At 32.6% G+C, this 11,557-nt stretch carries 10 protein-coding genes; all 10 read left to right on the top strand.

What is annotated here, in order from left to right:
- A partial coding sequence (locus CN601_RS23240) for a zinc ribbon domain-containing protein (RefSeq protein WP_142317430.1) occupies window positions 1–127 on the top strand: 127 nt, incomplete at its 5' end.
- A gap of 477 nt (window positions 128–604) precedes the next feature.
- Window positions 605–1,075, top strand: a complete 471-nt coding sequence (locus CN601_RS23230; protein WP_098119219.1) for a MaoC/PaaZ C-terminal domain-containing protein — start codon at window positions 605–607, stop codon at window positions 1,073–1,075.
- 536 nt (window positions 1,076–1,611) lie between these two features.
- Window positions 1,612–2,328 carry a response regulator transcription factor gene (locus CN601_RS23225; protein ID WP_098119218.1) on the top strand — a complete coding sequence of 239 codons (717 nt, stop codon included), beginning with the start codon at window positions 1,612–1,614 and terminating at the stop codon, window positions 2,326–2,328.
- Window positions 2,321–4,081, top strand: a complete 1,761-nt coding sequence (gene pnpS, locus CN601_RS23220) for a two-component system histidine kinase PnpS (protein ID WP_098172465.1) — start codon at window positions 2,321–2,323, stop codon at window positions 4,079–4,081. Before CN601_RS23225 ends, pnpS begins: the two co-directional genes overlap by 8 nt.
- Window positions 4,082–4,549: 468 nt before the next feature.
- Entirely contained in the window at window positions 4,550–4,729 is a 180-nt protein-coding gene (locus tag CN601_RS23215) for a DUF4177 domain-containing protein (protein WP_098119216.1), read from the top strand.
- Window positions 4,730–5,074: 345 nt separating this feature from the next.
- Complete coding sequence (polA, locus tag CN601_RS23210; protein WP_098119215.1) at window positions 5,075–7,699, top strand: DNA polymerase I; 2,625 nt, start codon at window positions 5,075–5,077, stop codon at window positions 7,697–7,699.
- Between the two features lie 129 nt (window positions 7,700–7,828).
- Window positions 7,829–8,662, top strand: a complete 834-nt coding sequence (gene mutM, locus CN601_RS23205) for a DNA-formamidopyrimidine glycosylase (protein WP_098172464.1) — start codon at window positions 7,829–7,831, stop codon at window positions 8,660–8,662.
- Window positions 8,663–8,720: 58 nt separating this feature from the next.
- Window positions 8,721–9,371, top strand: a complete 651-nt coding sequence (gene ytaF / locus CN601_RS23200; RefSeq protein ID WP_098172463.1) for a sporulation membrane protein YtaF — start codon at window positions 8,721–8,723, stop codon at window positions 9,369–9,371.
- A gap of 75 nt (window positions 9,372–9,446) precedes the next feature.
- Complete coding sequence (coaE, locus tag CN601_RS23195) at window positions 9,447–10,040, top strand: dephospho-CoA kinase (protein ID WP_098172462.1); 594 nt, start codon at window positions 9,447–9,449, stop codon at window positions 10,038–10,040.
- A gap of 95 nt (window positions 10,041–10,135) precedes the next feature.
- Complete coding sequence (locus CN601_RS23190) at window positions 10,136–11,155, top strand: glyceraldehyde-3-phosphate dehydrogenase (RefSeq protein ID WP_098119211.1); 1,020 nt, start codon at window positions 10,136–10,138, stop codon at window positions 11,153–11,155.
- The last annotated feature ends 402 nt before the right edge of the window (window positions 11,156–11,557 follow it).

Raw genomic sequence — 11,557 nt, 5'->3', positions numbered from 1 at the left:
AAGTGGCAAGAAACCTCTTGCGATCAGAAGTTGGACATGTCCTATTTGTCATGAACATCACGATAGAGACATAAATGCCAGTAAAAACATTCTAGCTGAAGGCTTACGAACATTAGCTCTGGCATAAACAATCTTAGAACCGTAGGAATCTACGGGGGTAGCTTGGTAAATAAGAGAAACCTCTGCTGGAAAAAAAATACACTAGCAAGTATGCTCTGTTCCCAAGAATCTCCCACTTCAAACAACCTGTAGGGGTGTTAAGTGGTGAGTAGTTCAATGATTAGAATAAAAACTGCGATTAATATAATCAAGATAAATCATGGAAAAATGATATTATTCAAAGTTGCCTCTTCCTTTCGTAAGCTCTTATTATATTTTCGATATGATTGTTTCAATTTCCTTTGGTTTATTTTGAATAAGCAAAATGGAGGGGGAGAAATTAAATGTGGAGCAAAGAATTTTATCTACTATATAGGGAGAAAATACAAATAGATTAAATTGACAATTTTTATTATTTTTTTTGATAAAAAATTTGCCGATTAAGAAGGAATTTTGCTGTTGTTTATCGAATTTTTAAAATATTAAGATAAACAGGGGGTTTAATATGTTAACTAAAAAAGCAAAGATCGGACGAAAACTTGAAGACATTTCAATTGGAGAAAAATTAATTGTAACAGAACATATTGAAGAAAAACATATTTACTTATACCTGGCATTAACAGGCGATACAAATCCTTTATATACTCAATATAACTATGCTTCACAAACAAAATATAATAAACCAATCGTACCAAGCTTTATTATTAGCGGATTAGTTTCTGCAGCAGTTACAAAGCACTTACCTGGACCGGGAAGTCACGTTGTAAAAAAAGAACTTCAATTTGATCAACATATATACCACAATGAAACAATCTCAATTCATTTTGAAGTAGTTGATATTAATATAGAAAAAAATGAAGTGGAAATTAATGTAAGCGTTTTAAACAAGACGCAAACTGAAATTGCAACTGGAAAACTTACCGTTATTCCACCTACAGTAAATCAATCAAATGCACTACTATATGAAAACTTTTAAAAAGAATGTCAAAAGACATTCTTTTTTTATGAAGGTAGCTTTATTACCACTACAGCCTTATGAGTTAAAAAAATTCAAAATTCCACTCATTTATTAACTCATGGCCCCCTTATGAGTTAAAAAAATTCAAAATCCCACTCATTTATTAACTCATGACCCTCTTATGAGTTAAAAAAATTCAAAATTCCATTCAATTATTAACTCATGACCCCCTTATGAGTTAAAAAAGCTCAAAATCCCACTCACTTATTAACTCATGACCCCTTTATGAGTTAAAAAAGCTCATATTCCTACTCATTTATTAACTCATGAATCCTCTATGATTATGCTAACATCGTCTCCATGCTCATTAGCTTACTTATTAGTATCTAATTTTAATATCCCCAGTTTTTACTACTAAGCATTAAACTGCCCGACTTGCTTTTAAAGTTTTACGTCTGAATAAATTTCTAGTATGATTAAAAATAGATAAATATAAAAAAAATAAGATACAAAATGGATGAGGGTTTAACATTAACCTGGAGGAATATAAAAAAATGAACAATAAAATTCTTGTAGTAGACGATGAAGAGCATATCTTAACCTTAATCAAATTCAACTTAGAACAAGCTGGATTTCAAGTCGTTACGGCAACTGATGGTGATGCAGGTTTACAAAAAGCGATTGAAGAGAAGCCAGAATTAATTGTTCTAGATTTAATGCTACCAAAAAAAGATGGCATGGAAGTATGTAAAGAATTACGATTACAAAGAAATACGACTCCTATTTTAATGGTAACCGCAAAAGATGATGAATTCGATAAAGTTTTAGGACTTGAGCTTGGTGCAGATGATTATATGACTAAACCATTTAGCCCAAGAGAAGTTGTAGCACGCGTAAAAGCTATTTTAAGAAGAAGTAAAATTACTGAAACACCAGTACAGTCTAATGATGATACTGATACGCTTATAATTGGGGATTTAAAAATTTTACCTGAGTACTATGAAGCATATTTCCAAGGTGAAAAACTGGAGTTAACGCCTAAAGAATTCGAGTTATTATTATATTTAACAAAAAATAAAGGTAGAGTATTAACTCGAGATCAATTATTAAGCGCAGTTTGGAATTATGATTTTGCAGGTGATACTAGAATTGTCGACGTTCATATTAGTCATTTAAGAGAAAAAATAGAACTAGACTCTAAAAAACCAGTTTATATTAAAACGATTCGTGGATTAGGTTATAAATTAGAGGAACCTAGACTGAATGAGTAAACTAAATCGAAAATTGCTCTATGGATTTTCCGCAATTATTATTGTGATCCTTGCGATATTAGGAATCATATTAGGGCAGATATTTAAATCGTTTTATTTAACAAACTTTGATCAAAGGATTGCGCGCGAAACAAACTTAATTGCTTCGATAATGGAGTCAAATACACCTTTAACTAGTAATATTTCTGATCAAATGTTAAAGAAAATATCAAAGGACTTAAATATAGATGTTTTGTTATTTGATGACAAGTACAATCTCATTGCTAAATCTAGCAATGCAGATGTAACGATTGCATCAGAAAGTTTAAATTCTTATTTAGATCAGCTTGATCAAGTAAAGAAAGCAGCTAAATATAGCGAAAAAGAATCTGGCGCTAAATTTTATGGGAAAAAACTTACAGATCGAAATGGGAATAAGGAATTTTTAATAGTTGATTATTCAACTAAGTCAATCAAAGAAGTATATAGTAGTATTTGGGTGCTGCTATTTTCTTTATTAGGTTTTGTGTTATTTGCAATTATTATCTTATTAATACGATATTCACATCAATTTTCAAAACCGATTGAGGATATCACCCAAGTTGCCATTGAATTATCTAAAGGTAATTATAAAGCTAGAACATTGACTGAAAGCAATGAATCAACAACTGTTCTAAGTCAGGCAATGAATGTCCTAGCAAAGAATCTTCAGGAAATGACCATGCAACAAGAAATGCAGCAAGATCGATTAAACACACTGATCCATAATATTGGTAGTGGTGTCGTTTTAATTAATAGTAGAGGCCACGTTAATTTAATTAATAAAACGTATCGAGAGACATTTAAAGTGGACTCGAGAAGTATTTTAGGTGAACTTTATTATGATGCATTTAAACATAAAGAAGTAATCGAAATTGTAGAAGAAATCTTCTTAAAAGAAATAAAAGTTAGGAAGCAAATTATTCTGCCGTTATCATTCGAAAGAAAACATTTTGAAATTTATGGTGCTCCAATTATTGGGATTAATCATGAATGGAAGGGTATTGTTCTTGTTTTTCATGATATAAGTGAATTAAAGAAACTAGAGCAAGTTCGTAAAGATTTCTTTGCAAATGTTTCTCATGAACTGAAAACACCGATTACGTCTATTAAAGGTTTTACTGAAACTCTTCTAGATGGTGCAATGGAAAGTGAAGAGTTATGTAAAAACTTCTTATCGATTATATTAACGGAAAGTGACCGTATGCAAACACTGATTCAAGATTTATTAGACTTATCTAAAATAGAGCAGCAAAATTTTAAATTAGACCTTGCAGAAGTCTCGGTAAAACAAGTCATTGAAGATGTCCATCAAATGATGAATCAAAAGGCATTAGAGAAAAATATAGAATTCAAATTATATTTGAATAGTCCATTAGTGGTTAATGCGGATGCGTTAAGGTTAAAACAAGTATTTATCAATTTAGTGGATAATGCGATTCATTACACACCAGCTGGTGGCAAAGTATTTGTTACTGCTGTTGAGGCTGATGATCATATTGTAATAAAAGTAAATGACACAGGAGTTGGAATAGGGAAAGAAGAGATTTCTCGTATTTTCGAACGTTTTTACCGAGTAGATAAAGCAAGAAGCAGAAACTCGGGTGGAACTGGTTTAGGACTAGCTATTGTGAAGCATCTCGTTGAAGCTCATAAAGGTAAAGTCGAAGTAGAAAGTAAACTAGGTCATGGGACATCATTTATTGTAACGTTAAATAAAAATACTTCAATTTGATAATTTACACATATTTTACAGTAGATTTAATAATCGTTAATAAAAAATTGTTATAGTAATGATGAAAACCCCTTCATCCAAGGTGTTGTCTTCAAACCGGAAGTATTAGATACTTCCGGGATTTTTTATTTGAAAAGAAAAATCAAAATAAGTGTAATTACAGATACGCCTCAATATTCTTCTAATGGCTAGTCAGTCAGCGGATTTTCTTTGATAGTTCAGTTTTATATTTTTATCAACCTGTCCATACTAGAGGATACCTTTTTTTATTGCATATTCAGAAAGTATAAATTGGATCGTACTCGATGTGGTAGCCAATTTTAAGAATAAAGTATCAGTACAACTAAGCCTCTACCTTCGCAAAAAAAGGCTTGTCAGTCGACAAAGTTTCTTTATTAGATTATGTTACTTTTATAATTTTTGGGGAAATTATGGGTAGTAGAATCATACATCGGAGGTTGATTATTGATGTACGAATATGAATTTGTAAAAGTAAACACTAAGTCTTCAAATCGTCATTATTATGATGTAGTTGGAAACTATGCTAAAAGTGGTTGGCGTCTTCATCAAGTTGTCGACAGCCAACAAGCGATTGAAGGAGCTAGTGTCGAATTGATTTTTGAAAGAGAAATACTCGATTTCGAATAAATACAGAGGTAGTCTTTTGATTCATTCTAAAAGTCATATATTATTCAACTTTCATCTGAGTGAATAAATACTTTTAAATGGTAAATCAAAGACGACCTCTTTTTCTTTTATGAGTAGTTCATGTTAAAATAGTAGGGCAGGGCTTCGGGAAGGAAATAAATTCCAAGCTCAATTTAAAATAGGTTATTTGTTTTCGTTTTTAGATTAAAGATTTCATAAAAAAGAATTTACATAAAAAGTTGAATTTTTATTAAGAGCTGGATAAGGGAATTGAGGCAAGGTTGGTATTAATAACATATCAAAAGCTGGGATGATTACCCTGAAGTTAAGAAAGGGGATTTATTTTTGAAGAATAAGTTGGTTTTGATTGATGGGAATAGTATTGCCTATAGGGCTTTTTTTGCATTGCCTTTATTGAGTAATGATAAGGGTGTTCATACGAATGCGATTTATGGTTTTACAATGATGCTGTTGAAAATTCTTGAGGACGAAAAACCGAGTCATATGCTTGTTGCATTTGATGCTGGGAAAACTACATTTAGACATAGTACATTTAAAGAGTATAAAGGTGGAAGACAGAAGACTCCACCAGAGTTAAGTGAACAGTTTCCACTTGTTCGTCAACTATTAGATACTTATGGAATTGCGCGTTATGAATTAGATAATTACGAAGCGGATGATATTATTGGAACACTTGCAGGACAAGCGTCAAAAGATGAATATGAAGTAAAAGTCATCTCTGGAGATCGAGATTTATTACAGTTAGTTGATGACCGTATTACAGTAAGTATGACTAAAAAGGGAATTACTGAGGTAGAGGAATATAATCCGGCAGCTATACTTGAAAAGTATGAGATTTCACCTGAGCAAATTATTGATATGAAAGGTTTAATGGGTGATAAATCAGATAATATACCTGGTGTTCCAGGGATTGGTGAAAAAACTGCAATTAAGCTCTTAAAACAGTTTCAAACTGTAGAGGGCCTTTATGATCATTTAGATGAAGTAAGTGGGGCTAAGCTTCTTCAAAATTTAAGTGAGAATAAAGAACAAGCTCTAATGAGCAAACAATTAGCAACAATCGATACAAACTCGCCAATCGAACTGACTGTAAATGATACTATGCTTCCTGAAGCAGATGTGAATAAGGTAGCAGAATTTTTTAAATCTCTCGGTTTTACTTCTTTATTAGCTAAATTGGATCTAACGGAATCAGTCGAAGAACTAGAAGAGATAAAGTTTGATGAACTTGATTCAATCGAAGAGAAACACTTAGCAAATCATTCAAGCTTAATCGTGGAAATGATTGGTGAAAATTATCATTCGGAAGAAATTCAAGGCTTTGGACTTTCAAATGAAAAGGGTCATTTCTTCATTCCAACATCTGTTGGATTGGAGTCAGATTTGTTTAAAAAGTGGCTTGAGGATGAGCGTGTTAAAAAGAATGTATATGACGCGAAAGGTGCATATGTTGCACTGAAGTGGAGAGGAATTGATTTAAAAGGAGTTAATTTCGATCCGTTACTTGCTTCATATATATATGATCCAGCACAGTCTAATAAAGAATTTGCTGATCTCGTAAATGGTAAAATTGATTTTTCAATTCAAACTGCAGAGTCAATTTACGGTAAAGGGGCAAAACAAGCGCAGCCATCTCAAGAAGTTTTAGCAGAGTATATCGTTCGCAAATCGATTGCTATTAGTAAGTTAGAAGAAACACTTGAAGAGTCATTACGACAAAATAGTCAATATGAACTATTAACTGAGTTAGAATTACCATTAACGTTTATTTTAGGTGATATGGAATTTGAAGGAGTAACAGTTAGAGAAGAGACTCTTCGTACGATGGGTTCAGAGCTAGCTAATACATTAAAAGTACTTGAAGAAAATATTTATGAGCTAGCTGGTGAGAAATTCAATATTAATTCGCCTAAACAATTAGGTGTTATCTTATTTGAGAAATTAAATTTGCCGTCTGGTAAAAAAACAAAAACAGGTTATTCGACTTCTGCTGATGTCCTTGAAAAATTAGAATCAGAGCATGAAATTATTCGATTAATTCTTCATTATCGACAAGTTGGAAAATTGAATTCCACATACGTCGAGGGATTATTAAAAGTAATCAATCAGACAGATTCAAAGGTTCATACTCGCTTTAATCAAGTATTGGCACAAACAGGTCGTTTAAGCTCAATTGATCCTAACCTTCAAAACATCCCGATTCGATTAGAAGAAGGTAGAAAAATTAGGAAAGCTTTTGTAGCTTCAAAAAAAGATTGGGTTATTTTTGCAGCCGATTATTCACAAATTGAGTTAAGAGTATTGGCTCATATAGCGCAAGATGATAATTTAATGGAAGCATTTAAAAACGATTTTGATGTTCATACAAAAACTGCAATGGATGTTTTCCATGTTAATGCAGATGAAGTGACAAGTAATATGAGAAGACAAGCAAAAGCTGTTAACTTCGGGATTGTGTACGGAATTAGTGATTATGGTTTATCACAAAGCTTAGGTATTACAAGAAAAGAAGCAGCTATATTTATTGAAAAATACTTTGCTAGTTTTCCAAAAGTAAAAGATTATATGTCAGATATCGTTCAAAAAGCTAAGTTAGATGGATTTGTAAGTACAATCTTAAATAGACGTCGTTACATTCCTGAAATTACAAGCTCTAATTTTAATATTCGTGGATTTGCTGAAAGAACAGCGATGAATACGCCTATTCAAGGAAGTGCTGCGGATATTATTAAAAAGGCAATGATTTTACTAGATGAACGACTTAAAGCAGAAAAGCTTCAAGCAAAATTAATTTTACAAGTGCACGATGAATTAATTTTAGAAGCACCTCAAGAAGAATTAGCAACTTTAGAAAAATTAGTTCCAGAAGTAATGGAGCATGCAGTCGAATTATTAGTACCACTAAAGGTTGACTATAATTCTGGGGAATCTTGGTTTGAAGCTAAATAATATCGAGCGTGTTTACGATCTAGATTAGAAAATGCAGGAATAGAAAAGTAAGTGCAATTCTTGTAACGATAATGAATTCAATGCCAATAGTACTTATACAGTTAAATTAATAGATAGGATGAAAATTGTATGCCTGAGTTACCGGAAGTCGAAACGGTTAGACGAACTTTATTGGACTTAGTAGTAGGAAGAACAATCTCGACAGTAATCGTTTCATGGGGAAAAATCATTAAGAAACCTAGTGAAGTTGAAGAGTTTCAGATTTTACTCAAAGGTCAAACTGTAGAAAATATTAATCGTCGAGGTAAATTTCTTCTTTTTCAATTAAGTGATTTCACACTTGTTTCTCATTTAAGAATGGAAGGGAAATTTCGAGTTTTCCCGACCGAAGAACCTGTAGCACCTCATACTCATGTGCGTTTTCTATTTGATGATGGCACAGAACTTCGATATCAAGATGTTCGCAAATTCGGGACGATGCATTTGTTTAATAAAGGTGAGGAAAATGAAGGGCCTCCACTTGCTAAGTTAGGGCCAGAGCCATTTTCGGATGAGTTTACTCCGGAGTACTTGAAAGAAAAACTTAAAAATACAAATCGAAAAATTAAAGTCGTGTTATTAGACCAGGAATTGGTGGTTGGTTTAGGCAATATTTATGTTGATGAGGTTTTATTTAGGGCTATGATTCATCCGGAAACACCTGCATCATCTTTAAAGCCAAAACAAATAAAATTACTTGCCGAAACAATAACAGAAACATTAAAAGAAGCTGTAGATTTAGGTGGAAGTACGATTCGTTCTTATGTAAACTCGCAAGGGAAAATAGGAACCTTTCAAGATATTATTAAAGTGTATGGCCGAAAAGGATTGGAATGTCATAATTGTGGACAACCAATCGAGAAGATAACAGTGGGTGGCAGGGGTACTTCTTTTTGTCCGGTTTGTCAGCCTAAAAAAAATTAACATAAGGTTCCTTTCTTTCATACTATAACAAGAGTACGAAAGAGAGGAGCCTATTTTTATGGTAAATATGCTATCATTAATACTACTAGCATGCGCGCTAAGCTTAGATAGCTGCAGTGTTGGATTTACTTATGGACTTCGAAAAGTAAAAATTCCTTTAAAATCAATTATTACAATTGCATCTTGTTCAGGGATTATACTAATGACATCAATGGGCATTGGGCATGCAATTACAGACTTATTCTCACCAGTAATCGCTAAAAGAATCGGAGGAATTGTACTTGTAGGTATAGGTTTGTGGGTACTTTTTCAATTTTACCGATCGAATAAAAACGCTAAATCAGCAGCGGAAGAAAAAAATGAGATTGAAGATAAAGGGATTGACTGGGAATTTGAAATTTTAGGTGTGGTCGTAAAAATATTAAAGAAGCCTACAACTGCAGATATAGATCGTTCTGGAAGTATTAATGGATTGGAAGCTTTGTTACTTGGTTTTGCACTTTCACTTGATGCATTTGGTGCTGGGATCGGTGCATCATTACTTGGATTTTCTCCATTACTGACAGCATTTGTAACATCAACTGCTAGTGCATTATTTTTATTATTTGGTATGAAATTAGGAAATGTGTTATCGAAAACATTATGGCTTCAAAAATTAACTTTTTTACCAGGCATTTTTTTAATATTAATTGGATTATTGAAGATGTAATAAATATACTGAAAGAGTGTTTCCGAATGGATTTTTTCCATTTGGGCCTCTTTATTTAGTGAGGAGAATCATAAGATGGGTAAAATTTTTGGACTAACTGGCAGTATTGCAAGTGGCAAAAGTACTGTTTCTAATTTTTTAAAAGAATTAAATGTTCCCATTGTAGATGCAGATGTAATTGCTAAAGAAGTAGTTGAAATTGGACAACCTGCATATGAAATGATTAAAGAAGCTTTCGGAAGTGAGATTCTATTGGAGTCTGGAGAAATTAACAGGCCACTTCTTGGAAGTATTATTTTTAATAATAAAGAAAAGCGCTTACAACTTAATGGGATTGTACATCCCGAAGTCAGACGAGAAATGAAAGAACAAGCAGACAAGTACATAAATCAAGGTGAGCCACTTGTTATTTTAGATATACCACTTTTATATGAAGGTAACTCAATTGAATTGGTGGAGAAGGTAATCGTGGTAACAGTGTCTGAAGAAAACCAACTAAAACGGTTGATGGATCGTAATGGATTATCGAAAGAGGATGCACGATTACGTATAGCATCTCAAATACCTGTAAAGGAAAAAGCGGCAAGAGCTGACTATGTAATTGATAATAATGGTGACCTTGATTATACAAAAAGACAAGTAAAAGACCTATTAAATAAAATTATTTAAGAAAATAATGTAAATAGTTTAACCAAAATCCGACTTATGTGTTATACTAATTGCAGGGAGATAATAAACAGTATAACTTAATTGGGGGTTTACTTATGGTAAATGTAGCAATAAATGGATTTGGTCGAATCGGACGCATGGTTTTCCGTCAAGCAATTAAAAATGGTGATTATAATATAGTAGCAATTAATGCAAGCTATCCTTCTGAAACTTTAGCGCACTTAATTAAGTATGACACAGTTCACGGTAAATTTGATGGTGAAGTTATTGCAAACGCAGATCATTTAATCGTTGATGGAAAGCGTGTGGAACTAATTAGCGAAAGAAATCCTGAGTTACTTCCATGGAACGAGCTAAATGTTGATATAGTTATAGAAGCAACAGGTAAATTTAATGATGCTGAAAAAGCAAAAATGCACATTACTGCTGGAGCACAAAAAGTAATTTTAACTGCACCTGGTAAAAATGAAGATATTACAGTAGTAATTGGAGTAAATGATGATCAATTAGATTTAGAAAAACATCACATCATTTCAAATGCATCATGTACTACAAACTGTTTAGCGCCAGTTGTAAAAGTACTTGATGAGCAATTCGGTATTGTAAACGGCTTGATGACAACAGTTCATTCATTTACAAATGATCAAAAAAATATCGATAATCCACATAAGGATTTACGTCGTGCACGTGCTTGTAGCCAGTCAATTATTCCAACAACTACAGGTGCAGCTAAAGCATTATCAAAAGTACTTCCACACTTAAATGGAAAATTACATGGTATGGCTTTACGTGTTCCTACTCCAAACGTTTCTCTTGTTGACTTAGTTGTTGATTTAAAGAGAGAAGTAACAGTTGAGGATATCAATGAAGTATTTGAAACAGCATCAAAAGGTTCAATGAGCGGAATTGTTGAATACTGCAATGAGCCATTAGTATCAATTGATTTTAATACAAATACACATTCTGCGATTATTGATGCTCTTTCTACTATGGTAATCGATGGTACAAAAGTAAAAGTATTAGCTTGGTACGATAATGAGTGGGGCTATTCAAGACGTGTAGTTGACTTAGTGTCAATCGTAGCATCAAAAATAAAAAAGCTTGAAACGGTTTAAAAATTAAAAGATAGTACTGAACATATAAAATTATGTAAACGAATACAAAAGGCTAACTAGTTAATCTGGTTAGTCTTTTTGAAGTTGTATGATAATTAAAAGTGTCATACTAATGTTCTGTTTTACTGAATATATTTGTGACTTTATATGCAAGAAAGAACGTCTGCCGGGTATTTAGGCTTCCTGCATTTCTTTGGGGAATCGAGTGCCTTTCGTTCCAATCAACAAGTCTTATTTTAAACACTTTTTATTCATAATTTGACTAAAGATTAGTACGGCATAATATATTTAAAAAAGGAGTCTATAAAGAGGAATGAAGTTTTAAGAATGCACCAATCTTCTACACTTAAACCCTTTATGGTTTCCTTTTTGTTGCATTGAAATAATAGTAGCGCCAATGGA

This window comes from Bacillus sp. AFS017336 (genome assembly GCF_002555445.1).
GTDB lineage: Bacteria > Bacillota > Bacilli > Bacillales > Bacillaceae_G > Gottfriedia.
This window is presented reverse-complemented; position numbering and strand designations above follow the sequence as displayed.

Coding starts and splice junctions, on each gene's coding strand:
- CN601_RS23230 (WP_098119219.1), top strand. CDS start 605: ATGTTAACTAAAAAAGCAAAGATCGGACGAAAACTTGAAGACATTTCA.
- CN601_RS23225 (WP_098119218.1), top strand. CDS start 1,612: ATGAACAATAAAATTCTTGTAGTAGACGATGAAGAGCATATCTTAACC.
- pnpS (WP_098172465.1), top strand. CDS start 2,321: ATGAGTAAACTAAATCGAAAATTGCTCTATGGATTTTCCGCAATTATT.
- CN601_RS23215 (WP_098119216.1), top strand. CDS start 4,550: ATGTACGAATATGAATTTGTAAAAGTAAACACTAAGTCTTCAAATCGT.
- mutM (WP_098172464.1), top strand. CDS start 7,829: ATGCCTGAGTTACCGGAAGTCGAAACGGTTAGACGAACTTTATTGGAC.
- ytaF (WP_098172463.1), top strand. CDS start 8,721: ATGGTAAATATGCTATCATTAATACTACTAGCATGCGCGCTAAGCTTA.
- coaE (WP_098172462.1), top strand. CDS start 9,447: ATGGGTAAAATTTTTGGACTAACTGGCAGTATTGCAAGTGGCAAAAGT.
- CN601_RS23190 (WP_098119211.1), top strand. CDS start 10,136: ATGGTAAATGTAGCAATAAATGGATTTGGTCGAATCGGACGCATGGTT.